The 24,663-nt window shown below is 70.0% G+C and carries 25 protein-coding genes and 1 pseudogene; 9 read left to right on the top strand and 17 right to left on the bottom strand.

Annotated elements, in window-relative coordinates; all coding sequences use genetic code 11:
- Positions 1-233: 233 nt before the first annotated feature.
- The gene (locus MQH10_RS08370) at positions 234-1,424 is read left to right on the top strand and encodes an acetyl-CoA C-acyltransferase (protein WP_242563608.1); all 1,191 of its coding nucleotides are present in this window, start codon (positions 234-236) and stop codon (positions 1,422-1,424) included.
- A gap of 1 nt (position 1,425) precedes the next feature.
- Here the strand turns inward: MQH10_RS08370 and MQH10_RS08365 are convergent, their stop codons facing one another.
- Together MQH10_RS08365 and MQH10_RS08360 are read right to left on the bottom strand one after the other, a co-directional pair.
- Positions 1,426-1,911, bottom strand: coding sequence for an SRPBCC family protein (locus MQH10_RS08365; RefSeq protein ID WP_242563607.1), 486 nt, complete (start codon positions 1,909-1,911; stop codon positions 1,426-1,428).
- Between the two features lie 66 nt (positions 1,912-1,977).
- Positions 1,978-2,532, bottom strand: coding sequence for a DUF3617 domain-containing protein (locus MQH10_RS08360; RefSeq protein WP_242563606.1), 555 nt, complete (start codon positions 2,530-2,532; stop codon positions 1,978-1,980).
- A gap of 69 nt (positions 2,533-2,601) precedes the next feature.
- Between MQH10_RS08360 and MQH10_RS08355 the strand changes: the two genes are divergently transcribed.
- Both MQH10_RS08355 and MQH10_RS08350 read left to right on the top strand, forming a co-directional pair.
- The gene (locus tag MQH10_RS08355) at positions 2,602-2,868 is read left to right on the top strand and encodes a GNAT family N-acetyltransferase (protein WP_242563605.1); all 267 of its coding nucleotides are present in this window, start codon (positions 2,602-2,604) and stop codon (positions 2,866-2,868) included.
- A gap of 90 nt (positions 2,869-2,958) precedes the next feature.
- Positions 2,959-3,483, top strand: a complete 525-nt coding sequence (locus MQH10_RS08350) for an SLATT domain-containing protein (protein ID WP_242563604.1) — start codon at positions 2,959-2,961, stop codon at positions 3,481-3,483.
- A 169-nt stretch (positions 3,484-3,652) separates the two neighbouring features.
- On the opposite strand, the gene MQH10_RS08345 is transcribed toward MQH10_RS08350, so the two are convergent.
- From MQH10_RS08345 to MQH10_RS08325, 5 genes are all read right to left on the bottom strand, one after another.
- Complete coding sequence (locus MQH10_RS08345; protein WP_242563603.1) at positions 3,653-3,859, bottom strand: type II toxin-antitoxin system VapB family antitoxin; 207 nt, start codon at positions 3,857-3,859, stop codon at positions 3,653-3,655.
- 59 nt (positions 3,860-3,918) lie between these two features.
- Positions 3,919-4,257 (bottom strand): hypothetical protein, encoded by a 339-nt coding sequence (locus MQH10_RS08340; RefSeq protein ID WP_242563602.1) that lies wholly within the window; start codon positions 4,255-4,257, stop codon positions 3,919-3,921.
- Between the two features lie 57 nt (positions 4,258-4,314).
- The gene (gene uvrB / locus MQH10_RS08335; protein WP_242563601.1) at positions 4,315-6,552 is read right to left on the bottom strand and encodes an excinuclease ABC subunit UvrB; all 2,238 of its coding nucleotides are present in this window, start codon (positions 6,550-6,552) and stop codon (positions 4,315-4,317) included.
- 78 nt (positions 6,553-6,630) lie between these two features.
- Positions 6,631-7,248 carry a thioredoxin domain-containing protein gene (locus MQH10_RS08330; protein WP_242563600.1) on the bottom strand — a complete coding sequence of 206 codons (618 nt, stop codon included), beginning with the start codon at positions 7,246-7,248 and terminating at the stop codon, positions 6,631-6,633.
- 386 nt (positions 7,249-7,634) lie between these two features.
- Positions 7,635-7,820: a hypothetical protein gene (locus tag MQH10_RS08325; protein WP_242563599.1), complete on the bottom strand. Its 186-nt coding sequence runs from the start codon at positions 7,818-7,820 to the stop codon at positions 7,635-7,637.
- Between the two features lie 393 nt (positions 7,821-8,213).
- Between MQH10_RS08325 and MQH10_RS26765 the strand changes: the two are divergent.
- Positions 8,214-8,849 (top strand): annotated as a pseudogene (locus MQH10_RS26765) (cell wall hydrolase); the annotation flags it as partial.
- A 348-nt stretch (positions 8,850-9,197) separates the two neighbouring features.
- On the opposite strand, the gene MQH10_RS08315 reads toward MQH10_RS26765, so the two are convergent.
- A complete protein-coding gene (locus MQH10_RS08315) occupies positions 9,198-10,001 on the bottom strand; it encodes an SDR family oxidoreductase (protein WP_242563598.1) in 804 nt (267 codons plus the stop codon).
- Positions 10,002-10,138: 137 nt separating this feature from the next.
- Between MQH10_RS08315 and MQH10_RS08310 the strand changes: the two genes are divergently transcribed.
- Positions 10,139-10,702 (top strand): DUF1003 domain-containing protein, encoded by a 564-nt coding sequence (locus MQH10_RS08310; RefSeq protein WP_242563597.1) that lies wholly within the window; start codon positions 10,139-10,141, stop codon positions 10,700-10,702.
- On the opposite strand, the gene MQH10_RS08305 is transcribed toward MQH10_RS08310, so the two are convergent.
- A complete protein-coding gene (locus MQH10_RS08305; protein WP_242563596.1) occupies positions 10,699-11,631 on the bottom strand; it encodes a GlxA family transcriptional regulator in 933 nt (310 codons plus the stop codon). The two genes, MQH10_RS08310 and MQH10_RS08305, sit on opposite strands and share 4 nt — an antisense overlap.
- 82 nt (positions 11,632-11,713) lie before the next feature.
- Here MQH10_RS08305 and MQH10_RS08300 point away from each other — a divergent pair, with 82 nt between their 5' ends.
- From MQH10_RS08300 to MQH10_RS08290, 3 genes are all read left to right on the top strand, one after another.
- Entirely contained in the window at positions 11,714-12,403 is a 690-nt protein-coding gene (locus tag MQH10_RS08300) for a DJ-1/PfpI family protein (protein WP_242563595.1), read from the top strand.
- On the top strand, positions 12,400-13,434 hold the full coding sequence (locus tag MQH10_RS08295) for a DJ-1/PfpI family protein (RefSeq protein WP_242563594.1): 1,035 nt from the start codon (positions 12,400-12,402) through the stop codon (positions 13,432-13,434). Before MQH10_RS08300 ends, MQH10_RS08295 begins: the two co-directional genes overlap by 4 nt.
- 265 nt (positions 13,435-13,699) lie before the next feature.
- Positions 13,700-14,857: an acyltransferase family protein gene (locus MQH10_RS08290; RefSeq protein ID WP_242563593.1), complete on the top strand. Its 1,158-nt coding sequence runs from the start codon at positions 13,700-13,702 to the stop codon at positions 14,855-14,857.
- Here MQH10_RS08290 and nadC read toward each other — a convergent pair.
- From nadC to MQH10_RS08260, 6 genes are all read right to left on the bottom strand, one after another.
- The gene (gene nadC / locus MQH10_RS08285) at positions 14,796-15,641 is read right to left on the bottom strand and encodes a carboxylating nicotinate-nucleotide diphosphorylase (RefSeq protein WP_242563592.1); all 846 of its coding nucleotides are present in this window, start codon (positions 15,639-15,641) and stop codon (positions 14,796-14,798) included. The two genes, MQH10_RS08290 and nadC, sit on opposite strands and share 62 nt — an antisense overlap.
- Positions 15,638-16,264, bottom strand: a complete 627-nt coding sequence (locus MQH10_RS08280) for a TetR/AcrR family transcriptional regulator (protein ID WP_242563591.1) — start codon at positions 16,262-16,264, stop codon at positions 15,638-15,640. The genes nadC and MQH10_RS08280 overlap by 4 nt, the downstream gene beginning before the upstream one ends.
- Positions 16,261-17,775 (bottom strand): L-aspartate oxidase, encoded by a 1,515-nt coding sequence (locus tag MQH10_RS08275; RefSeq protein WP_272886799.1) that lies wholly within the window; start codon positions 17,773-17,775, stop codon positions 16,261-16,263. Before MQH10_RS08275 ends, MQH10_RS08280 begins: the two co-directional genes overlap by 4 nt.
- On the bottom strand, positions 17,768-18,304 hold the full coding sequence (locus MQH10_RS08270) for an O-acetyl-ADP-ribose deacetylase (RefSeq protein WP_242563590.1): 537 nt from the start codon (positions 18,302-18,304) through the stop codon (positions 17,768-17,770). Before MQH10_RS08270 ends, MQH10_RS08275 begins: the two co-directional genes overlap by 8 nt.
- A gap of 26 nt (positions 18,305-18,330) precedes the next feature.
- Positions 18,331-19,413, bottom strand: a complete 1,083-nt coding sequence (nadA, locus tag MQH10_RS08265) for a quinolinate synthase NadA (protein ID WP_242563589.1) — start codon at positions 19,411-19,413, stop codon at positions 18,331-18,333.
- A gap of 165 nt (positions 19,414-19,578) precedes the next feature.
- Positions 19,579-21,486 (bottom strand): hybrid sensor histidine kinase/response regulator, encoded by a 1,908-nt coding sequence (locus MQH10_RS08260; protein WP_242563588.1) that lies wholly within the window; start codon positions 21,484-21,486, stop codon positions 19,579-19,581.
- Positions 21,487-22,125: 639 nt separating this feature from the next.
- Between MQH10_RS08260 and MQH10_RS08255 the strand changes: the two genes are divergently transcribed.
- The gene (locus tag MQH10_RS08255; RefSeq protein ID WP_242563587.1) at positions 22,126-23,301 is read left to right on the top strand and encodes a cell wall hydrolase; all 1,176 of its coding nucleotides are present in this window, start codon (positions 22,126-22,128) and stop codon (positions 23,299-23,301) included.
- On the opposite strand, the gene MQH10_RS08250 is transcribed toward MQH10_RS08255, so the two are convergent.
- Positions 23,291-23,776 (bottom strand): GNAT family N-acetyltransferase, encoded by a 486-nt coding sequence (locus MQH10_RS08250; protein ID WP_242563586.1) that lies wholly within the window; start codon positions 23,774-23,776, stop codon positions 23,291-23,293. The genes MQH10_RS08255 and MQH10_RS08250 overlap by 11 nt on opposite strands.
- A 20-nt stretch (positions 23,777-23,796) precedes the next feature.
- Positions 23,797-24,624 (bottom strand): AraC family transcriptional regulator, encoded by an 828-nt coding sequence (locus MQH10_RS08245; protein ID WP_242563585.1) that lies wholly within the window; start codon positions 24,622-24,624, stop codon positions 23,797-23,799.
- Positions 24,625-24,663 lie beyond the last annotated feature (39 nt).

The following is a 24,663-nucleotide window of genomic DNA, read 5'->3' as shown; positions in this document are numbered from 1 at the left end:
ATATCCAGGACGCTTGTTAAAGTTGGACTAATAATGCGATCTCGAAACGCTCAAAAATGAACGTTTGAATTGCGCTGACGTCTCATAACAAGGTTATATTGGTGCTGAGCAGTAATATTCGTGGATAATTTTCTGTGAATCCTTCGGAGGGACTGAGCGGTCTCGGGCGCGGCCCCGGGCCTGACGTTACGGCGGTCCTCCACAGTCGGGGCCGCAGGGCCTATATGACGGGCATGACCCAAGCCACCGATCCCGTCGTCATCGCTTCCTACGCCCGCACGCCCATGGGCGGCTTCCAGGGCATGTTCTCAACCGTGAAGGCCACCGCCCTCGGTTCGGCCGCCGTCCAGGCCGCCGTCGAGCGGGCCGGCCTCAATCCGGACCAGGTGCAGCAGATCGTCATGGGCTGCGTCCTGCCGGCGGGCCTGGGCCAGGCGCCCGCGCGCCAGGCGGCCCTGGGCGCCGGCCTGCCGAAGTCGGTGGAGGCGACCACGGTCAACAAGATGTGCGGCTCGGGCATGCAGGCGGCGATCATGGCCCACGACGCCCTGGCCGCCGGTTCGGTCGACATCATCGTGGCGGGCGGCATGGAGAGCATGTCCGGCGCGCCTTATCTCTTGCAGAAGCACAGGGCCGGGGCCCGCATCGGCCACGATACGGCCTATGACCACATGTACCTGGACGGCCTGGAGGACGCCTATGAGCCCGGCCGGCTGATGGGCAGCTTCGCCGAGGAGAGCGCCCGGGCCTATCAGTTCACCCGCGAGGCCATGGACGAGTTCGCCCTGCTGAGCCTGGCCCGCGCCAAGGCGGCGGTCGACAGCGGCGCCTTCGCCCGGGAGATCGTCGGCGTCGAGGTGATCAGCCGCAAGGGCGCCCTGCTGGTCGAGACCGACGAGCAGCCCGGCAAAGCCGACCCCGCCAAGATCCCGACCCTGAAGCCCGCCTTCGCCAAGGACGGGGCGATCACCGCGGCCAATTCCAGCTCGATCTCCGACGGCGCCGCCGCGCTCGTCCTGACCCGGGCCTCGGTCGCCGAGAAGCTGGGCCTGAAGGTGGTGGCGCGCATCGCCGCCCATGCCGGCCACGCCCATGAGCCCGGCCTGTTCACCACCGCGCCGGTGCCGGCGATCCAGAAGGTGCTGGCCAAGGCCGGCTGGAGCGTCGGCGACGTCGACCTGTTCGAGGTCAATGAGGCCTTCGCCGTGGTGGCCATGATCGCCGAGCGCGACTTGGGGATCGACCGCGACCGGCTGAACGTCAATGGCGGGGCCTGTGCGCTCGGCCACCCGATCGGCGCCTCGGGCGCCCGCATCCTGGCGACCCTGCTCTCGGCGCTCGAAGCCCGCGGCGGCCGCAAGGGCGTCGCCAGCCTCTGCATCGGCGGCGGCGAGGCGACGGCCGTGGCGGTGGAGCTGGTCTAGCTCAGAGGGTCTTGGCCAGGGCTTCGAGCTGCTGGGCCACGACGCCCCAGCCGTCGTGGAAACCCCGGGCCTCGTGATCGGCCTTCTTCTCCAGACTCGGATGGCCGACCCGCGCCGTATAGAGCGTGCGGCCGTCGGCCTGGGGCTCGAAGGTGAGGACCGCGGTCATCATGGCGTCCGGATTCGGGATCCAGCCCTCGCTGAAGGCGTCGGTGAAGACGAGCTTCCGGCCGGGATCGATCTCCAGATAGACGCCGCCGTTCGGGAAGGATTCTCCGTCCGGCCCGTACATCATCATCTGGCTGCCGCCGCCGGGACGCAGGTCCATGTGCGAGACCTCGGCCCGCCAGGGCTTGGGGCAGAACCATTCCGGATAAAGCTCCGGCGTGGTCCAGGCCTTGAACAGCTGCTCGGGCGTGGCGTCCATGAGGTGGGCGATGACCAGCTCGCGGTCGTGGCGCGGGGCGATGTCGACGGGTTCGGCCATGAGGGGCTCCTGCAAAGGGTTCGATCCTAGGACGGGCGGACCCGCGCCGTCCCGACAGGCGGGCGTCTATTTCGCCGTGTCGAGCAGATTGATCTTAACCCCGCCGGGCAGCTCCATCTCGCCGCCCTTCATGCCGACGGGGCAGGGGCCCTGCCAGACCGCGTCGATCACCATCTTGCGGGTCCCGTTCATCATCGGGGTCTGGGCGCCCACCGTCGAGCTCTCGGCGGTGATCTGGTAGTGCTTGTCGAAGTCGCCGGTCGCGACGCCCGAGGTGGTGGTCTTGCCGCCCGTGCCCATGTCGCAGACCGATGAGAAGCGCCAGCCGCCGTCGGCCGTGCGCGAGGCCAGGGTCTTCTCGCAGACGTCCTGGGTCGCCTGGGCGCCCCACCAGGACAGCCGGGCGTCGACCACGGGGTCGAGGCAGATGCGGCTGACCTGCACGAAGTCGCCATTGGAGACGCGCTGCTCCCACAGGCCGGGCTTGCGCTTGGGCGCCGTCTGAGAGGGCGCGGCCGGCGCGCCCGCGGCCGGCGCCTTGCCCCCCTGGTCGGTCGGCTTGGAGCAGGCCGACAGGGCGACGGCGGCGGTCGCGGCGAGAATCAGGATGCGGCGGGTCATGGCGATCTCCTGCGACGGCAGCTCAAGGCGAAGCTGGCGGGAAGCCGGTCGGCGCCCATATGTTAGGACATGAACGCGCTCAAAGACACCGGCGCCCGCTACGAGATGGTCGAGCAGGGCCTCACCTCCTGGGCCGACTATCGCCGCGCCGGCGACCGGCTGATCATCGACCATGTGGAGGCGCCCGTCGCCCTGCGCGGCACTGGCGCGTCCGGCCGGCTGATGGCGGCCCTGGCCGCCGACGCCCGCGACAAGGGGCTGAAGATCACGCCTATCTGCGGCTATGCGGCCGCCTGGCTTCGCCGCAGCAAGGAATTCGCGGACCTCGTCGGCTGACCTCCCCAGAAAGCTGCGTCCATTCCCCGCATCGGCGCCCGCGTCCCTGCGGTTGTAGAGGGACCTCCTGCGTGTAGGGAGAGTCTCGGCATGGCTGGGCGGTTCGGAGTGGTGGCGGGTCTGGACGTCGTCCCCTTGGCGGACGCGGAACTTCCCGAATTGCTGGCGGCCCGCGAGGCCTTCGCCCGCGAGCGGATCGGCTGGTACGGCCGCCGTCGCCACCTGGCCCAGGCGGCCTCGCATCTGCTGCGCTTCGTGGGTGTGAGTGGAATCGCCGTGGGCGCGGTGCTGCCGGCCCTGCGCGAGGCGTTCCCGCTGGTCGCGGCGACGCCGATCGGCTCCTTCGCCTTTGGATATGTGCTTCTGGGTCTAGGGGCGGCGGCGGTGGCCGCCGACCAGGTCTTCGGTGTCGGCCGGTCCGTCCCCCGGCTGGCCGCCGCCGAGTTTGGGGTGGCCGGCGAGTTGGAGCTTTTCCGCTCCGACTGGGCCGCCGCCGGTGAGGCGCCGGCGGCAGAAGCTCGCCGGCGTCGCATCGACCTCGCCCGGGCCTTCACCGCCGAGGTCAACCGCCTGGTCCGCCGCGAATCCGAACGCGCCCAGGACATGGTGGTCTGAAGCCCGGTTCCTCCCCCGCTGGGGGAGGGGGACCGCGAAGCGGTGGAGGGGGCCGCCGCAGGCGGTCACGGCGGCGCGGCCGCAAGGAAGGCTTGTCCACGAACCTCACGAACGACACGAACGAGTCCGCGCTGACCTTGGAGCGCCTGTGGTTCGTGGGGTTCGAGGTTCAAATCTCTTGCTGACGCGCCGGTCGGCGCCGGGGCGCAGCCGAGGCGTTGGGATCGCTGCCGCCCAAGCCGGCGAGCCGGCGCGCGCTCTCCCTTTGAACCAGGGCCGTCAGGGCGTCGCGGATGAGCCTGGCGTCGTCCTCCTCCCCCACGAGATCCCTAGCGCGCGCGAGCAGGGCGTCATCGACGGTGATGGTCAGGCGCATGAGGCTCCCTCCGACGGCGCCTAGCCTAGCATGACTGGCGGCCCGTCAGGAGAGGGCGATCAGTTCCGCATCGCCAGCGACGCCACCGCCTGGGCGCGGGCCTCGCAGTCTTCCACCAGCCGCCGGGCGATCTCGCGCACCCCGGCCGGATAGACATCGCCGCCCGAGGAGATGTCCTCGGCCAGCGCCTTGAGGTCCTCCAGCGCGGTTTTCAGGGACAACACATGCTTGTGCGCCAGCCCGCGGGCCTCGGCCTGGAGCCGCTTCACCTGATCTGAAATCCGCTCGGGCGGCGCCGACGGGGCCTCCGCCACAACGGGTGCAATCACCTCGACGGGGACCGGCTCAATCGCCTTGGCCCCGTTATCCGCCACAACCTTCAACGCACGCCCACGCATAGCCTCAGCTCCGTATCGGCACAGGTGAGGAGCGGTCGTGCAGGATCGGGGCCGCCCCTACCGCCGCGCCTTCCGGAACCGCTCCGCCGCTTCGGCCCGCGCCTCGGCCTTGACGCGCTTCACCGCGTCCTTGTCCACGGCCTCGCCGGGCGCCGTCAGGGCGTCGTTGGCGAACTCCAAGTCTAGCAGCTTCAGGCGCTTGATCTCGTCGCGCAGGCGGGCGGCGGTCTCGAACTCCAGGTTGGAGGCGGCCTCGCGCATCTTGGCCTCCAGGTCCCTGAGGGTGACCTTGAAGTTGTCGCCCAGGAACGGCTTGGAGCCGTCCTCGGCCACGCCCACCGGCACGGTGACGCGGTCCTTCTCGTAGGGGGAGGCGAGGATTTCCTTGATCTGGCTCTTCACGCTTTCCGGCGTGATGCCGTGGGCGAGATTGTAGGCCTCCTGCTTCTCGCGGCGGCGCCGGGTCTCGGCCATGGCGCGTTCCATGGAGCCGGTGATGTTGTCGGCATAGAGGATGACCCGGCCGTCCACGTTCCGCGCGGCGCGGCCGATGGTCTGGATCAGGCTGGTCTCCGAGCGCAGGAAGCCTTCCTTGTCGGCGTCCAGGATGGCGACCAGGCCGCACTCGGGAATGTCCAGGCCCTCGCGCAGCAGGTTGATGCCGATCAGGGCGTCGAAGGCGCCGAGCCGTAGGTCGCGGATGATCTCGATCCGCTCCATGGTGTCGACGTCGGAGTGCAGGTAGCGGACCCTCAGGCCCTGCTCGTGCATGTACTCGGTCAGGTCCTCGGCCATCTTCTTGGTGAGCACGGTGATCAGCGAGCGGTAGCCGAGCTTGTTGGTCTGGCGGACCTGGTCGATCACGTCGTCGACCTGGCTGAAGCCGTCCTGGTGGACCGGCTTGATCTCCACCGGCGGGTCGATCAGGCCGGTAGGGCGGATGACCTGTTCGGCGAAGACCCCGCCGGTCTTCTCCATCTCCCAGTTTCCGGGGGTGGCCGAGACGTGGATGGTGGCCGGCCGCATGGCCTCCCACTCCTCGAATTTCAGCGGGCGGTTGTCGATCGCCGACGGCAGGCGGAAGCCGTACTCCGCCAGGGTGAACTTGCGGCGGTAGTCGCCCCGGTACATGCCGCCGATCTGGGGCACGGTCTGGTGGCTCTCGTCGACGAACAGCAGCGCATTCTCTGGAATGTATTCGAAGAAGGTCGGCGGCGGCTCGCCGGCCCGGCGGCCGGTGAGATAGCGGCTATAGTTCTCGATGCCGGCGCAGGAGCCGGTGGCCTGGATCATCTCCAGGTCGAAGGTGGTGCGCTGCTCCAGCCGCTGGGCCTCCAGCAGCTTGCCGTTGGCCACCATCCAGTCGAGGCGCTCCTTCAGCTCGGCGCGGATCTGGTTGACGGCCTGGTTCAGGGTCGGGCGCGGCGTCACATAGTGGCTGTTCGCATAGATCTTGATGGTCTCGAGATCGGTGGTCTTCTTGCCGGTCAGCGGGTCGAACTCGGTGATCGCCTCGATCTCGTCGCCGAACAGGGACAGGCGCCAGGCGCGGTCCTCATAGTGGGCGGGGAAGATCTCGATGGTGTCGCCGCGGCGGCGGAAGGTGCCGCGCTCGAAGGCCTGGTCGTTGCGCTTGTATTGCTGGGCTACGAGGTCGGCGAGCAGCTTCTTCTCGTCGATGCGGTCGCCGACCGACAGGGAGAAGGTCATGGCCGTATAGGTCTCGACCGAGCCGATGCCGTAGATGCAGCTGACCGAGGCGACGACGATGACGTCGTCCCGCTCCAGGATCGCCCGGGTCGCCGAGTGGCGCATGCGGTCGATCTGCTCGTTAATCGAGGAGTCCTTCTCGATATAGGTGTCGGTCCGGGGGACATAGGCCTCCGGTTGGTAATAGTCGTAGTAGGAGACGAAGAACTCGACCGCGTTCTCCGGGAAGAAGCTCTTGAATTCGCTGTAGAGCTGGGCGGCCAGGGTCTTGTTCGGCGCCAGGATCAGGGCCGGGCGCTGGGTCTGCTCGATGACCTTGGCCATGGTGAAGGTCTTGCCGGAGCCGGTGACGCCCAGCAGCACCTGGTCATGCTCGCGGCCCTCAAGGCCCGCCACCAGCTCGGCGATGGCGGTCGGCTGGTCGCCGGCCGGCTCATAATTACTGACCAGCTTGAAGACCCGCCCGCCCTCGGACTTGGCCGGCCGCGCAGGGCGGTGCGGCGTCCACAGGATGGGCGTCGTGGCCTCGTCATAGTCGAAGACGGCGGGCGCCTCGGAGACGCCGGGAGCGGGGGAACGGGACATGAACCTGAACCTAGGAGGCTTACCCCTCGGACGCTAGGGGCAGGCCGTGTCAGGAGCTGTCAGCAGGGTGGGGCCGGCCTACTTCTTCTTCGCCGGCTTGCCGGCCTGGGCGATGGCGGTGTCGAGCTGGTCTAGGGTCATGACGCCCTCCTGGGCCTTCACGCCGTTGACGTAGAAGGTGGGGGTGGCGTTGATTCCCTTGTCGATGCCGGCCTGGACGCGGGCCTCCAGGGCGTGGACCTGATCCTCATTGGCCAGGCAGGCCTTGACGCCGGCCTCGTCGAGCCCGCCCGCCTTGCCGGCCGCCAGCAGCGGGGTCTTGAGGTCCTGCTTCTCGTACATTTCCGCCTGGGAGCGGAAGAAGCTGTCCACCACCTTGAAATAGCCGGCCGGCCCCGCGCAGCGGGCGACCAGGAAGCCGGCGGCGGCGATCTGCTCGGGCGGGGTCAGATACTCGTGCAGCACGTAGCGGACCTTGCCGGTGTCGACGTACTTGGCCTTGAAACCGGGGAAGATCTCATTGTTGAAGTGGGCGCAGTGGGTGCAGCTCAGCGAGGCGTACTCGTCGATCACCACCTTGGCCTTGGGGTTGCCCATGGACATGTCCTGGGTCGCCGCCGCGGCGGGGGGCGGGGCGGCCGCCTGGGCGGAGGTGGCGAGGGCGGAGACGGCGAGGGCGAAGAGGGCTTGGCGCAAGGGTCGGTCCTGACGGCGGGGAGGCGTTGCGGTTTCCCTACGCGCTCCGGGAAGGCGGTTAAACCCTGATCGGGCGGCGGCGCCGCGCAGGGCATGCCTCGCGCGCCGAAGTGAAGCTTCGATCGGCATCATGACCGCAAGAAGGCCGCGTTCGGGGAGGGGCGCCGGCGCGCGGCCGGGCAGGGTTAGAGCAGGCTATGCGAGCCGGTGACCACAATGGCGATGACGGCGGCCAGCGTCAGGATCGCCAGAGCCAGATGTCCCAAAGCGCCGCTCCCCGGATTCGTTTCCAACCCCGCCGAATCTAGCGACCGTCAGGGACGGCGCATGACGCAGTTGGACTAGACCCGAAGCCTGGGGAGGCGACGATGGAGAAGCGCCCGGGCCTAGTGCGGGTCGACGCCCTTGCTCACCGCGGTGCCCACGGCGGCGCCGGCGACCGCGCCGACAGGACCGCCCAGGACGGCGCCGGTGGCCGCGCCGGTGGCGGCGCGCTGTTCGACATTGTGACCGCAGGCCGCGAGCGTCAGGGCCAGTCCGGCGATGGCCAACAGGCCAAGGGTCTTGCGCATGGAAGTTCTCCGCGAATTGAAAAGTCCGCCCTTCCCAACGGCGCGGCGCGGCAGAGGTTCCAGCCCGGCAGGGTAAAGCTTATCCACATCAAAATTCATGCTGCGGTGCGGTATGGGGTTGCGGACCTGGCGCGTTTTGGCCATAAGCCCCTCAACTTCGCCGTAGCCTGTCTTTCCACGTGTATCGGACAGGCCCGTTTTCAACCGCCGCCAGCAAGAGCAGGGGCCGTTGAAAACAACGATGTCGGGGGGCGCCAACGCCCTCGCCACACGGGATTCTCGCCTTTGTCATCTACCTTCCAGACGCGCGCCGATTGGCGTGCGCTGACTAGCGCCGCTTTGATCGGTTCGGGCATTGGCCTGGGCCTCGGCGGCGCCTATCTCGCGGGCGGCATGGCCCGCGCCGCCACCGACCACGCCCGCGCCTCGCGTATCGCCGAGGCCGCCGCGGGCGGATTCTCCGAGACCGTTCTCCTGCGTGAAGCCGCCGACATGGACCCGGGCGTCCTGCGGATCGCGCGGGCCCATGATCCCTTTACCGTCGCCGGCTCCGCCGAGCGTGACCGCCAGAGCGCCATCCTCGCCGAGCGGCTTGAGCGCCAGGTCACCGACGACCGGCCGGTCCAGGCGCCGCTGTTCCTGCGCGCGGCCTTCGGCTCCCCTTACATGCCGGCCGCCGCCCCGTTCCGCCTGGCCGGGGCTCTGGACAGCTCTCGCGAGCTCGATTGCCTGACCCAGGCGGTCTATTTCGAGGCCCGCGGCGAAGGCGCCGCCGGCCAGGCCGCGGTCGCCCAGGTGGTGCTGAACCGCGTCCGCTCCCCGGTGTTTCCGAAGACCGTCTGCGGCGTGGTGTTCCAGGGCGCGGCCCGGGGCGTCGGTTGCCAGTTCAGCTTCGCCTGCGACGGCTCGATGCGCCGGGGCCGTGAGCCCGACGCCTGGAACCGCGCCGAACGGGTGGCCGCCCGCGCCCTGTCGGGCAGCGTGATGGCCGCCGTCGGCAACGCCACCCACTTCCACACCATCAATGTGGCGCCGTCCTGGGGGCCGCACCTGCTGCGCGTCGCCCAGGTGGGCCTGCACGTGTTCTATCGGTTCGGGCGCGGGGTGACCCCCCAGACCCTGCTGGCGGAAGCCGATGTCGGTCCGGAGCAGGCCAGCCAGCCGGTCTACGCCAATCTGACCTCCGGCCCGGCGCCGACCAGTCCGGCGGCCGATTACCGCCTGGCTTCGGCGGTGATCACCGAGGCGCCCGCGGCGCTCCGGCCGCCCTGTCGGCCTCCGGCGCTTCGGCGACCGAGGCGAAGGCTGCGACGCCCGCCCCCGACACCCAGAAGCCCGCCCGCCTCAGCGCCACCTCGGCGGTGCGGACCGAGCCCGTCAAAGCGCCCGCTTCATCTGCTTCCTGATCAGGTTGGGGAAGAAGCGGGTCATGAAGCGGACCTGCTTGCCCCGATCGCCCACGATGTATTCCAGGTCCTTGCCCTGGCTCGCCTCCCAGATCACCTGGGCGGCGTCCTGCGGCGTATAGACGACGTGGCCGCCGTCCTTGACGGCGTCGCGGATGGTGCGGTTCGAGCGATCGGCCCCGGCGTCGAGGATCGGCGTCTCCACGAACCAGGGCATCACGCAGGCCACCCCCACGCCGAAGCGGGCGAACTCGGCGTCCAGCGCCTGGCTCAGGCCGCGCACCGCGAACTTGGTCGCCGCATAGACCGACATTTGGGGTGAGCCGAACAGGCCGGCGCAGGAGGCGATATTGATCAGCCGCGAGCCCGGCGTGGCCCGCAGCAGGTCCAGGGCGGCGCGGGCGCCGTGGATCACGCCCTTCACATTGATGTCGATCTGCAGGTCGACATCGGCCTCGGACTGCTCCTCCAGCCAGCCGAAGCGGGCGATGCCGGCGTTGTTGACCAACAGGTCCAGCCGCCCGCCCGTGGCCTTGGCGAAGGCGGCCAGCGCCTTGTCCCATTCCGCCCGCTTGCGGACATCCAGGTTCAGCACCACGCCATTGCCGGGGCCGATGGCCTCCAGGGCCGCCTTGGCGCCGGGCTGGTCGATATCGGCGATCCCGACGAAGAAGCCCTCGGCGGCGAAGCGCTTGGCGGCGGCCAGCCCGATGCCGCTGGCGGCCCCGGTGATGAAGGCGCAACGGCGCCCGTCTGCCTTGGCGACCCCGGCCATGATCCACTCCCTCCCGAAACGGCGCCTTGGACGCGCCTTTGTCTGAGCCCATGACCGGATGACTTGCGGCCCGGCCCCGGCATGCGAATGCTGATCGAACAGGTTGACGGTCGGTCAGGTCAAGGAACGAGGTCGCGATGACGAAGACGGAACGCCATTCGGAGCTGGCGCAGCAGCTGCTGGCCTGTGACTACGACGCCCTGACGCCTGTCCAACGCAGCGTCATCGACCTGATCGCCACCGAGGCGCCCAGCGGGCTGAACCCCGCGCTGCGGGTCGACGACCGGACCTTCTGGGACCGGACCGCCGACCGGGTGGCGCAGATCGGCGGGTCGTGGAGCTTCATCTTCGGCTTCTTCCTGGCGCTCACCCTGTGGATCGGCTGGAACGTGCTCACGCGGGTGTTCGGTCTGTCCTTCGACCCCTATCCCTTCATCTTCCTGAACCTGATGCTGTCCATGCTGGCGGCGATCCAGGCCCCGGTGATCATGATGAGCCAGAACCGCCAGGCCGACCGCGACCGCGAGGCGGCGGAGCACGACTACCTGGTCAATCTGCGCGCCGAGCTGGAGATCATGCACCTGCACGACAAGGTCGATGCGATGCGCGACACCGAGATGATGCAGATGATCAAGCGCCAGAACGAGACCCTGAAGCTCCTGCGCAAGGAAGTCGCCGAGTTGGCGGCGAAGAAGGCCTAGCTCCGCGCGGTCCGCCTCAAGGCCTGGGGCGGCTGGCCGAAGGCGCGGATGAAGGCCCGGCGCATGCGCTCCGGGTCGCCGAAGCCGGACGTCTCGGCGATGCGGTCGATGGGATCGGCCGAGCCCTCGACCCGTTCGCGGGCGGTCTCCAGCCTCAGGCGCTCCACGGCCTTGGCGGGGGTCATGCCGGTCTCAGCGGCGAAGGCGCGGGCGAAGTTGCGGGCGCTCATGGCGGCCTGGTCGGCGAGGCGTTCGACCGTAAGCGTCTCGGCCAGGCGGGGCCGCATCCAGTCCAGCAGCTCGGCGAAGCGGCCGCCGCGCCCGCCCATCTCGATCAGGGCGGAGAACTGCGACTGGCCGCCGGGTCGGCGGTGATAGACCACCAGCTGCTGGGCGACCCGCCGCGCAATCTCCTCGCCCAGGTCGTCGGCGATCAGGGCGAGCGACAGGTCGATGCCGGCGGTGATGCCGGCCGAGGTCCAGACGTCGCCGTCGCGGGTGAAGATGCGGTCGGGTTCCAGCCGGACCTGGGGATAGCGCTTGGCGAAGTCCTGAGTGCGCTCCCAGTGGGTCGTGGCCCGCTTGCCGTCGAGCAGCCCGGCCTCGGCCAGGATATAGGCCCCGGAACAGACGCTGGTCGTGCGCCGCGGCCTCAGGGCCCTGAGCCAGGCGATCAGCACCGGGTGCAGGGCGGCCGGCCGCGTGCCTTCGCCGCCCGAGACGATGACAGTGTCCAGCGGACCCTCGAGCGGGCCGGCGCTCATCAGAGCGCCGCAGGAGCTGCGGACCAGGCCCGGTTCGCCCGCCATGACCCTCAGCTCATAGGCGCCCGGCACATACCTCGCGGCGATCTCGAAGGCGGCGAGGGGACCCGTCGCATCGAGGATCTGGAAGTCCGGGAAGATCACGAAGCCGAGCTGGCGGGCCATGGCGGTTTCCGAGGGAAGAATGGCATTTCCGCCAGACCCTAGGCCTGTCACCTTCCGCCCGTCAAATCCAAGGAGCTTCCCCATGGCCGAGCTGACCATCGTCATTCCGCTCTATCCCGAGGTCACCCATCTGGACTTCACCGGGCCGCACCAGGTGTTCTCGCGCATCCCCGGCGCCAAGGTGATCGTCGCGTCCAAAGGCGGCGTCGACATCGAGGCCGACGGCCTGGTGTTCACGAAACTCGCGGACCTTGCCGACATTCCGGGCTGCGACGTGCTCTGCGTGCCCGGCGGTTTCGGGACCACGGCGGCGATGCTGGACGAGGCCTTCATGGCCGAGGTGACCCGACTGGCGAACGGCGCCAGGTACCTGACCAGCGTCTGCACGGGATCGCTGATCCTGGCCGCGACCGGCCTGATCACCGGCAAGCGGGCGGGCTGCCACTGGGCGTGGCGGGACATGCTGAAGCCGTTCGGGGTGATCGTCGACGAGGCCCGGGTGGTGCGCGACGGCAATGTCATCACCGGCGGCGGCGTCACGGCTGGCCTGGACTTCGCCTTTGTCATGGCCGCCGAACTGGCGGGCGAGACCCTGGCCCAGTCGGTGCAGCTCGGCCTGGAATATTCCCCGTCGCCGCCGTTCAATTCCGGCCGGCCCGAGACCGCGCCGCCGGAGATCCTGGCCGCCGTGCGCCAGCGGATGGACGCCGCCGGGGGCGGCCGCCAAGCCGCGGCCGAGGAGGCCGCGCGCCGCTTGAAGGCCCGCGCATGATCCGCCGCGCGCTCCTCGCCCTGTCCGCCGCCGTGCTGAGCGCGGCGGCGGCCCCGGCCTCGGCGGGCCACGCCCGGCCCCTGGTCGCGATCCTGGCCGATCCCGCGGGGACCGAGACCACCGACCTGATCGCGCCCTATGCGATCCTGGCGGAGTCCGGCGCCATCGACGTGCAGGTGGTGTCCTCGGATCTCGCCCCTGTGCCGCTGATGCCCGGCGTCGCGCGGGTGAAGCCCCAGGCCAGCCGCGACAGCTTCGACCGCGCCCATCCCGAGGGGCCGGACATGGTCATCGTGCCCTATATGATGAAGATCGATGATCCGGCGCGGAGCGCCTGGCTCCGGACCCAGGCCAAGCGCGGGGCGCGTATCGTCTCGATCTGCGACGGGGCCGAGGTGCTGGCCAGCGCCGGTCTGCTCGACGGACGCCAGGCCACCGCCCACTGGGCCTCGCGCAAGGACCGGCTGAAGCGCTGGCCCAAGGTCGCCTGGCGCACCGACGCGCGCTGGGTCGACGACGGCCGCATCACTACCACCGCCGGGGTCAGCGCCTCGGCGCCGGCGGCCCTGCAGCTGGTCCGTGAACTGGCGGGGGAGCAGGTCATGCAGGCCACGGCCGCCCGGCTGGGCCTGGACCCGCCCAGCACCGTCCATGACGCCAACGCCTACAGCCTCTCCGCCGCCCACCTGGAGACGGCGGCGGGCAACCTCCTGGCCTTTTGGGGGCATGAGCAGGTGGCGGTGACCGTCGGGGCGGGGTTCGACGACCTGGCCTTCGCCGCAGAACTGGACGGCTGGTCGCGAACCCTCAGGTCCAAGGCCTTCGCCGTGACGCCGCCCCAGGGCGCCGTCTCGCGCCATGGTCTCACCGTGCTCGGGGTGGCGAAGCTGCCGGGGGCGGACCGTCAGGCCCATCTGCGGCGCGGCGAGCCCGTGCCCCTGATGGTCAGCGATATCGCCGCGGCCTATGGCCGGCCGACCGCGCGGTTCGTGGCCCTGCAGCTGGAACATCCGGCCAGCCTCGCACCCTGATCCCGAGGCGGATGCGAAGCTCGCCCTCGACGGGTCGCAATCCCTTGTACAGGCAGGGATTGCGGCCTGTCCCCGTCCTGGGCTGAGGCGATCGGACGCAGCATTTAGAGGCTGTCGCGGGAGTGTCCCGACACGCCCACGCCTGACAGGCGAACCTCAAGCATCCAGGGGCGGTGACTTACCTGGAATGGGCGCGCGGCCCCTTTCCTTTCAAAGACTTGCAAGGCTTCTGACCTCCCGGGGGGGAGTTAAGGGAGCGTTCACCATGCCGTCTGGATCTGCGCTGCGATCCGCCGCCATGGGACGAGGTCCGGACCGGGCGCCGCGCAGCGCCCTCCTGGACATGCTGAGGTTCGCCGCGGCGGGCCTTATCGTCCTCTACCACTACCGGTTCGACGGGCCGATCAAGCTCGACGTCTTCAGCCCGCTGTTCGACCGCGGTTATCTCGCCACCGATTTCTTCCTCATCCTGTCCGGCTACGTGCTCGGCCGCGCCTATGGGCGGCAGATCGCGGTGGGCAAGGTGTCGGACGAACAGTTCCTGTTGCGCCGGGTCCTGCGGGTCTGGCCCGCCCATGTGCTGATGCTGGTGGTCTTCGCCGCCCTGATCTTCGCCGCCGAGCGGGTGGGGCGCGCGCCGCACAACGCCGCCCAGCTCCAGTGGCGGGACTGGCCGGCCCAGCTGATCCTGATCCAGGCCTGGGGGTTCAATCTGGGCGAGGGCTGGAACGTGCCCACCTGGACGCTCTCGGCCCTGATGGTCTGCTACGCCGCCTTCCCGACCCTCTGGCGGCGGACCCTGGGCGATTGGCCGGCCGCGAGCCTGCTGGTCATCGGCCTGGCGGTCCTCGCCGGCGCGGACCTGGTCAGCGAAGGCGTCTATGGCCAAGGGGTGTTCGACCTGCCGTCGAACCTGGGCGTGCTGCGGGCCCTGCCGCTGTTCACGTTCGGGGCCCTGGTCGCGCGCGCCTCCGAAGCCGGATGGCCGCTCCGCCGGTGGGCGCTCGCTCAGACCGTCGCGGCCTTTGCGGGCTTCTGCGCCCTGCAGGCGACGGGCAAGTACGACCTGGCCTCCATGGCTCTGCTGGGGGTGATGATCGGCGCGGCAGGCGAGGTCCCCGCCCGGGGGCCCGCCCACCTCGCGGCCCAGGCGGCCAAGGTGTCCTTCGCGCTCTATATCACCCACATCTTCGTCGCGACCCTGTGGTTCAACTTCATCCACGCGGTCGATGCGCGGTTCCATCCGCCCCTGTGGGCGCAGTGGGGGCTGTGGGGCATGGCCTTTCCGGCCGCCCTGATCACGGCGGTCGCCTTCGAACGCTGGGCCGACCGGCCGCTGCAGGCCGGGGTGGCGGCGCTGCTCAGGCCGCGTCGAGCCCGATATCCAGAACTGGCGCCGAGTGGGTCAGGGCGCCCACGCTGATCACCTGGACCCCGGTCTCGGCGATGGCGCGGACCGTGGTCAGATTGACCCCGCCGGAGGCCTCCAGCTGCACCCGGCCGGCGGTCTCGGCGACCGCGCGCTTCAGGTCTGGAACCGAGAAGTTGTCCAGCATGATGACGTCTGGCCCGGCGGCCAGGGCCTCGGTCAGCTGGTCCAGGCTGTCGACCTCGACCTCGACCTTGGTCAGGTGGCCGGCCGCGGCGCGGGCCCGGCGCACGGCCTCGCCGACCCCGCCGCAGGCCGCCACGTGGTTGTCCTTGATCAGGATGGCGTCATCCAGGCCGAAGCGGTGGTTGACCCCGCCGCCGCAGCGGACGGCGTATTTCTCGAGCGCGCGCAGACCCGGGGTGGTCTTGCGGGTGTCGACGATCCGCGCCGAGGTCCCGGCGATGGCCGCCACATAGGCGCCGGTCAGGGTCGCCACGCCCGAGAGCCGGCCCAGCAGGTTCAGGGCGGTGCGTTCGGCCGAGAGCAGGGCGCGGGCGTTGGCGGACACGCGGGCCAGGACGGCGCCCGGCGCGACTTTGTCCCCGTCGGCGGCCAGCGCCTCGAACCGGGCCGACGGATCGAGCGCCAGAATGGCCAGGCGCGCGCAGGCCAGTCCCGAGATGATCCCGGTCTGACGCGCGCCGAAGGTCGCCTCCAGAGTGGCGTCGGCGTCGATGCAGGCCTGGGCGGTGAGGTCGCCGGCGCGGCCGAGATCCTCCGCCAGGGCCGCGCGGACGATGGGTTCGATGAGCAGGTCGGGCAGGGGCGCGATCATTTGGTCTCTTGGGGCGTGAGGCCGCGGAGGAAGGCCATCAGCAGGGTTCCGGTGGCCTCGCGGACCTCGCGCTCGGTCTGGTCGCGTTCGGCGGCGGGCGACGAGGCGATGCGCAGCACCCCCTGGATGAAGGCCCCGAACAGCAGGTGGGACAGGGCGTCGATCTGGTTGGCCGGGACCATGCCGGCGATCGCATAGTGCTTCAGGCCGTCCGCGACCAGGCAGGCGCCGATCGGCTCCTGCAGGGCGAGCCAGGGGCCGAAGCCCAGAACCGAGGGGCCGTCGATCAGCAAGAGCCGGTGCGCCTCATTGGAGCCATAGGCGTCGAACATGCGCTGGCCGCCGGTGATCAGCTCCTCCAGGCGGGGCACGCCGGAGCCGCGCCCGGCCGCGTCCACGTGCCGGACGACATCCTGCATCACCGCCTCGCAGGCGGCCCGGAACAGATCGGCCTTGTCCTTGAACTGGTAATAGACCGCGCCCTTGGTCAGGCCGGCGGCGGCCGCGACCTCGTCGACCGACACCTCGGCGTAGCCGCGCTCGGCGAACAGGCGGCGCGCCTGGACGACCAGCCGGTCGCGATTGGACCTCTGTGCGGCGGGATGTTCGGCGGCCAGGCTCACGCGGCCCTGGACGCGGGCGTCCCCTCCGGCAGGGTGACGAAGGTGCGCTGGGGCGCAAGGCTCAGCGGATAGTCGGTCCGGAAGTGGCCGCCGCGGCTTTCCCGACGATCGAGGGCGGCGGAGGCGACCAGACGGGCGGCGACCAGGGGGCCCGCGCGGCCGTGGGCGGCCTCAAGCTGATCGATCTGGCCCAGCAGGCGGTCGAGGCCGGCGGCGTCGCGCACCACGCCCGCGTCGCGGCTCATGGCGGCGCGCAGGGTCTGCAGCGCGTCCTGCGGCAGGTCCGGCGTCATCAGCCGGCGCAGGGCCCGCGGACCGGGCATGGTCTCACTCGCCGCGGCGACGCCGGCGCGAACCCCGAACACGGCGGCCTCCAGCAGGGAGTTGGACGCGAGCCGATTGGCGCCGTGAACCCCCGTCGAGGCGCTCTCCCCGGCCGCGAACAGGCCGGGCAGGGAAGCGGTCCCGTGCGCGTCGGTGACGATCCCGCCCATGTGGTAGTGGCAGGCCGGCGCGACCGGGATCGGCTGGATCCGCGGATCGACCCCGCCCGACAGGCAGGCGGCGAAGACGGCCGGGAACTCCTCCGGGAAGTGGGCGCCGACCGCCTCGCGGGCGTCGAGGAAGGCGCCGCGGCCGGCGGCGATCTCGGCGTGAATGGCGCGGGCCACCACATCGCGGGGGGCCAGCTCTGCGTCCGGATGGTAGCCGGCCATGAACGCCTCGCCCGAGGCGTTGATCAGCTTGGCGCCTTCGCCCCTCAGGGCTTCGGTGGCCAGGGGGGCGGGGTCGCGGCCGATGTCGATGGCGGTCGGGTGGAACTGGACGAATTCGGGGTCGCCGATCACGGCGCCGGCCAGGGCGGCGAGCGCCAGGCCCTCGCCCTGCAGTTCGGCCGGTGTGGTGGTGACGCCATAGAGCCCGCCGATGCCGCCGGTCGCCAGGACCACGGCCGGGGCGGTGATCTCCAGGGGCCGGCCATTGTGGACCACGACCACGCCGCAGACGCGGCCCTCGGCGTCCTGAAGCAGGCCCTTGAGGCGGGCGCCCGCGCGGACCTCGACATGGCGCGAGGACAAGACCGTACGGACCACGGCCTCCATGATCTCCCGGCCCGCCTGGTCGCCCTTGACCCGGGCGATGCGCGGCCGCGAGTGGGCGGCCTCCAGGCTCTGGGCGAAGCCGCCCTCGACCGTCCGGTCGAAGGGCGCCCCCAGCTCGGCCAGGCGGCGCACGGCGGCCGGCCCCTCGCGGGCCAGCAGGGCGGCCATGGCCGGATCGACCAGGCCCGCGCCGGCGGCGATGGTGTCGGCCGCGTGCAGTTCGGGGGTGTCGCCGTCCGACAGCGCGGCGGCCATGCCGCCCTGGGCCCAGGCCGAGGAACAGCCCTGGTTCAGCGGCGCGCCGGTCAAGAGCAGCACCTTGCGCGGCGCGGCCGAGAGCGCGGCGGACAGCCCCGCGAGGCCCGCGCCCACGATCAGGACGCCGTCGTGATGGATGCGGTCACCCATGATCGGAATACTCTGCAAGTGCCTGAACGTGGCGTTGTTGGGCTGCTGCGTCGAAGCAGCAGAACGTGACCTTCTCGATCGTGCGGTCGGTCGTCAGGAATGCGCCTACTGCTTCGACGGCGATCTTCGCCGCCCGGTCGGCCGGGAAACGGTAGATGCCCGTCGAAATGGCCGGAAAGGCGAGCGTCTTTATTCCGTTTGCGACTGCTACCTTTAGAGCCTCCGAATAGCACTGCTGAAGCAGCGCATCTTCCTGGGCGCCACCGCCGTTCCAGACCGGTCCGACCGTATGAATTACGTGCTGGGCAGGAAGCCTGAAGCCGGGAGTTATCTTGGCTTGACCAACTTTGCAGCCATGGAGCATGCGGCATTGGATCGCCAATTCAGGCCCTGCCTTCCGGTGAATGGCGCCATCAACTCCGCCCCCGCCCAGTAGGCTGGTGTTTGCGGCATTGACGATGGCGTCGAGCGCTAGGGCGGTAATGTCGCCCAAGATCACGTCCATCCGTCCGGTGATGCGCTCTTCCATGACGAGGACTCGCTGCATGCCTCGCCTCAGATCAGCTCGACGTCCACGTGATGGCGGGCCTTCACGAGGTCGTAGCGGGCGGGAACGGCGGGGGGCGGCAGGTCGATCATCCGCTGCACGGCCAGGCGGGCGCGGTCGGCGATCGCCGGGTCGACGAACACCTCGTAGCGATCTTGCAGCAGGGCCTCATAGATGTTCTCGAGGCTGATCCGCTTCATGTGCGGGCAGAGGTTGCAGGGCCGCACGAACTCGGTGAACGGCGCATCGGCGGCGACATTGTCGGCCATCGAGCACTCGGTGATCAGCACCACCTGCTTGGGGCGACGCTGCATCACATAGTCGTTCATGGCCGCGGTGGAGCCGGCGAAGTCGGAGACCTCCAGCACCTCGGCCGGGCATTCCGGGTGGGCCAGGACCTCGGCGCCCGGATAGGCGGCGCGGATCTCCAGGATGTCGGCGGCGGTGAAGCGCTCATGCACCTCGCAGCGGCCCTGCCAGGCGATGATCTTCACCTCGGTCTGGCGGGCGACATTCCGGGCCAGGAACTCGTCGGGGATCAGGATCACCCGGTCGACGCCCCACTCGCGGGCCGCATGCTCGACCACCTGTACGGCGTTGGCCGAGGTGCAGCAGATGTCGGTCTCGGCCTTCACGTCGGCGGTGGTGTTCACATAGGTGACCACCGGCACACCCGGATAGCGCTGCTTGATCAGCCGCACGTCGGCGCCGGTGATCGAGGAGGCGAGCGAGCAGCCGGCCTGCAGGTCGGGGATCAGGACGCGCTTGTCCGGCGACAGGATCTTGGAGGTCTCGGCCATGAAGTGGACGCCGGCCTGGACGATCACCGCCGCGTCCGAACGCGCGGCCTCCTTGGCCAGGCCCAGGCTGTCGCCGACATAGTCGCCGACCCCGTGGAAGATTTCGGGCGTCATGTAGTTGTGGGCCAGGATGACCGCGTTCTTCTCCGCCTTCAGGCGGTTGATCTCGGCGATCAACGGGGCGTGCAGCCGCCACTCCATCGGGGTGACGTGATGCTTCACCTTTTCCCAGGCCGGGCGGGTGGCGCGTTCCACTTCAGGGGTGAACGCGAACTGATTTCCGTCTGCCACCGGCGCCTCCTTATGCTCACTATGAGCATTTCACCGATCTCAAAAACGCCGCGGAATGCTTTTCGATCCCGTCGGCGCGTCGGATATGCTCAATTGGAGCAAAACCGATTTAAGACATATAGACCCCTGGCCGGTCGGCGCCAAGTGCGGTCGATGACAGTTTTTCTAGGCGGGCTTCGCCTCCTGCTCCAGGACGCCGGCGATGGCCTCGGCCAGGGCGTCTCCGGAGAAGGGCTTGCGGAGCAGGGGCCAGGGCGCGCCGTCCGCCGCCGCCAGGGCGTCTCCCGTATAGCCCGAGGCGAGCAGGACGGGCAGGGCGGGGCGCAGGGCCAGCGCCCTGTGGGCCAGGTCCACCCCCGTCAGGCCGCCGGGCATGATCAGGTCGGTCAGCATGAGGTCGATGGCGTCCCCGCCCTCGATGTGGCGCAGGGCGATCTCGGGGTCGGCGGCGTGGGTGACGGCGTGGCCCAGGTCCGACAGCATGGCGACCAGCATCTCGGCCACGTCGGGGTCGTCCTCGACCAGCAGCACGTTCAGGGCCCGTCCCCGCGCCGACGGCGCCTCGTCGGCGGCCAGTTCAGGGGCCAGGGCCGTTGACCGCGGCAGATAGAGGCGCACCGAGGCGCCCTGGCCCGGCGCGGACTCGATGGCCACCCCGCCGCCGCTCTGGCGCGCGAAGCCATAGACCTGGGACAGGCCGAGCCCCGTGCCCTTGCCGACCTCCTTGGTGGTGAAGAAGGGTTCGAACACCCGCGACAGGGTCTCGGCGTCCATGCCCACGCCCGTGTCGTGAACGCTCAGCCGGACATAGGCGCCCGGCGGTGTCTCCGGCGCCTCGCCCTCGACGAGGTCGCAGACGGCGGTCTCCACCCGGATCATGCCCCCCTGGCTCACGGCGTCGCGGGCGTTGACCACCAGGTTCATCAGGGCGGCGTGGAACTGGCTGGAATCGATCATCGCCACGGCGGCGCCGCCGCTGAGCGTGAAATTGAGGCTGACCGCTTCGCCGACCGCCCGCCGCAGCAGGGGTTCGGCCTCGCGCACCGCCGCGTCGATCTCGATCGGCTCCGGCCGCAGGGCCTGGCGGCGGGAGAAGGCCAGCAGCTGCTGGGTCAGGCGTTCTCCGCGGCGGGCGGCGCCCAGGGCCGCCTCCACCATCCGGCCTCGCCGCACCTCGTCCCCCGGATTGCGTTGCATGAGATCGAGCGCGCCGATGATCACGGTCAGCAGGTTGTTGAAGTCGTGGGCGACGCCGCCGGTGAGCTGGCCCACCGCCTCCATCCGCTGGGCGTGGCGCAGGGCGGCCTCGGCCTCGTCGCGCTCGGCCATGGCCTCGCGGACGCGGGTGGCGAGCAATTCGTTGATCTGCTTCAGGTCGGCTTCGGCCCGCTTGGCGTCGGTCACATCGAAGCCGATCCCGATGAACCCCTCGAAGTGACCCTCCGGCCCGCGCCTCGGCTGGGAGATGGACCGGATCCAGCGCCAGGCCCCGTCAGCCCGCCGGTAGCGCGCCTCCAGGGTGAACAGCTGGCGCGAGGACTCGCCCGCCACCTGCTCCTTCAGGATCCGCGGCAGATCCTCCGGATCGAGCCGCTCGCGCCAGTCGAAATTGATCGCCTCGTCATAGGGGGCGCCCAGGAAGTCGACATAGGTCTGGTTGACGAACTCCCGGCGGCCGTCGGACTTCGAGACCCACATCAGGATGGGGGCGCTGTCCGCAAGGGTCCTGAAGCGGGCCTCGCTTTCCTGAATCTGATCGAAGGCCTGGCGCCGTTCGGTGATGTCGATATTGACGCCCAGGGCGCGGTTCGGGCGGCCGTCCGGCCCGCGCAGCACGTCGCCGCGCGACAGCAGCCAGCGCACCGAGCCGTCCTCGCGCACCACCCGGTGCTCCAGGTTCTCCACATGGCCCCGGCGGATTCCGCCCAGGACCTCCCGGACATGGTCGTGGTCCTCCGGGTGAGCGGTCTCGAGGATGGCCTCGGCGCTCGGGTCGCGGACTCGTCCAGACCCAGGTTGCGATAGGTGGTGACCGACCAGACGGCGTGGTCGTTCTGGAGGTCCCAGTCCCACAGGCCGACCCCGCCGACCTCCTGAGCCATGCGCAGCCGGGCCTCGCTCTCGTCGAGGGCCCTCTGGGTGGCCTGTTGGGTGCGCCGGGCCTCCTCATAGCGCAGCAGGGTGTCGCGCAGGGCCGAGGCCACCATGACGGTCAGCACGCCGGACAGGGCGAACATCACCATCACCGCGCTGGTCGAGATCCCGTTGGGGAAGACGCTGGGGGTCAGGGCGCCCAGGACAATGGAGCTCACCAGGGCGGTCCAGCCCCAGCGCGACCCGCCATAGAGGGTCGCCAGGATATAGGCCGGGAAATAGGTGGCCGAGAGGCCGGCCGCGTTCGGCCAGCCCAGGATCAGCCCGCGGATGGCGATGGCGCCCGCCAGGGCGGCCACGGTGACGGCCAGGCCTTGCAGGAAGGGCGGCGAACGTCGGGAGATAAACCTGAGGGGCCACTCCACCGCCGTCTTGCGCTCCCCGTTCGCGCGGGATCACGCCCGCGACCCCTGCAGAAATAGACCGCTGGCCGCGAGGCGCAACAGCGGATATCGGAACGCCTCCAGGGTTCAGTATGTTCCCTCACGCGCGCCATCTTCCGGTCGCATCCGGGCGCCAAGTCCCTGGCCAGTTGCGACAAAGGATCCCTTCAGCGTCTTGAGTCCGCTCCGAACCCTTCCGACCTGGTCCGCCGCTCTTCGAGGCCTCGCCGTGCTGCTGGCGGGCGCGGTCGTAGCCGCCTGCGCCAGCGCCTATCTGCCCTCGGGTTCGGGCCGCGCCGCCGGGGTCGTCACCGTGGCCGAGACCTTTTCGGAGCAGGGGCTGAAGCGGCTGACCGCCGACATGGATCCCGCCATGCTGGCCCTGGCGCGCCGACATGACCCCGTCCGACACACCGACTACTGGGACCGGCCGCTCGGCTGGGAGGTGCTGGATCTGGCCCATCCGCCGGACCTCGGCTTCGGGACCGCGACGGACGATGCGGCCCTGGAGATCAATGCGCTCCGGCCCTTCTCACGCCTGCCCATCCGCCCGATGAAACCCTTCGTGCTGGACTCCGATTCCGCCGACAGCGGCCGCGCCGTCACCTGTCTGGCCCAGGCGGTCTATTACGAGAGCGCGCGGGAGTCCGAGCTGGGGCAGGAGGCGGTGGCCCAGGTGGTGCTGAACCGCCTGCGCCATCCGGCCTATCCGAAGTCGGTCTGCGGCGTGGTCTATCAGGGGGCCGCCAACCGCACCGGCTGCCAGTTCACCTTCACCTGCGACGGGTCTCTGGGCCGCCCGCCGGAACCCACCCTCTGGACCCGCGCCCAGGCGATCGCCCGCCAGGCGCTCAGTGGCTTCGTGGTCAAGGAGGTCGGCTCGGCGACCCACTATCACGCCGTCTATGTCGCGCCCTATTGGGCCCCGACCCTGGTCAAGATGAAGCAGATCGGGGCGCACATCTTCTATCGCTGGACCGGGCCCTGGGGCGAGCCGCCGGCCTTCACCGGCCGCTATCGGGGCGGGGAGGCGGACATCTCGCCTGAGATCCTCAGCGGCTTCGACGCCCGCACCCAGGGCATGTTCCCCCAGGAGATTCCGGCCGCGCCGGCCAGCCACAGCGTGACCCTGACCGTGGGCGGCGAGGCGCGCACCTACCAGGTGGCCGATCCGACGGCGCTGGCGGCGCCCGGCGTGGATCGCCCGCGTTTGCCGGGCGCGCTCTACGCCCAGCGCCGCAAGCCGACGCCGGAGGAGATCCAGGCGATCAACGCCAAGCTGGAGGCGATGGAAAAGGCCGAGGCCGCGCCGGTCCTGACCGTGCCACCGCCGCCGCAGCCTAATCCTTGAAGGCGTCCGGGTAGGCGATGGTCAGGGGCTGGTCCAGGGCGCCGGGCTCAAGCGCCAGCGCCATGAAGGCCGGGCTCTTCGAATAGGGCGAGGAGACCCGGGCCGCCGCCTCGCGGCTGAAGCCGAAGCGGGGATAGTAGTCCGGATGGCCCAGCACCATCACCGCATGGGCGCCGAACTCCTTGGCGAGGTCGAGACCGGCGCGGGTCAGCCGACCGCCGCCGCCCTGGTTCTGGCGGTCCGGGCGGATGGAGAGCGGCGCCAGGGCGGCGAACAGCTGGACGCTGTCGGCCCACAGGCGGCTGAAGGCGATATGGCCGGTGATCTCGTCGTCCTCGAGTTCGACCAATTCGAACAGCATGTCGCCGTCCTCGCGCAGGCGCTTGAGGATCAGGCTCTCGGCCGGTCCGCCAAAGGCGGCGTCGGTGACAGCGGCGATGACGGCGTGGTCGGCCGGACGGACAATGCGGATCATCCGTCCAGCTTAGGCCGCTCTCACTTCAGGGGAAGGCAGATTTCCGTCAGCAGGTCCTCGGGCGCGGTGCGCCGGGGGTCGTTGAGATTGACCTCGATGCAAGGGGCGTGGGCAGGCTCCTCGCCGCTGCTGGGCAGCCAGGCGAACAGCTCATCATAGGCGCGGCCGATCTGAGCGTACGGGCCCTTGTAGAGCAGGACGGCGTAACGCCCGGCAGCGACCTCGTGAATCTCGACCATGCCGTCGGCCTCGACCTCGGGGCCGACGGTCAATCCGGCCAGGGCCTGCTGCTGATCGGGCGGGGTCGTCGACATGTCGCTCAGATAGACCGCGACGCCATGGGCGGGCGGAACGGCCAGGCCCTTGGGGCCGGCCCAGGCCATCAGCCGATCGAAGGCTCGTCCGACCTGGTTCGGGGGGCCGACATGGGTGACCGCGGCGATGCGCAGCGACGGACGGTCTTGGATCTCAACGGACATGGCAGGGTCTCCTGTGCCGGCCAGGCGTCGGCTGGCGCGGAAGGCCGCGGGCGTCTGGCCATAGGCGGCGCGGAAGGCGCGGGTGAAGGCGGGCGTCGAGCCATAGCCGGCGTCGCGGGCGACGGTGGCTATGGGCTTGGCGTCGCGGGTGAGGGACATGGAGGCCCGCTGAAGCCTCAGGCGTGAACGGGTCTCGGCCACGGTCTCGCCCATGGCGGCGCGATAGATCCGGTGAAAATGGAACGGCGAGAAGCAGGCGATCTCGGCCAGTTCGGCGAGGTCCAGCGGGTCGTCCAGATGCGCCCAGACATGTTCCGCCACCCGCTGCAGGCGGCGGACATAGCTGTCGGTGGTGGCGCTCCGGTTCATGGCGCTAGCCTAGACCGGAGCGACTTGATCGCGCTTGCG

Source organism: Phenylobacterium aquaticum (assembly GCF_022695515.1).
In the GTDB taxonomy this organism is placed as follows: domain Bacteria; phylum Pseudomonadota; class Alphaproteobacteria; order Caulobacterales; family Caulobacteraceae; genus Phenylobacterium; species Phenylobacterium aquaticum.
The sequence above is the reverse complement of the archived record's forward strand: the minus strand, read 5'-3'. Positions and strand labels throughout refer to the sequence as shown.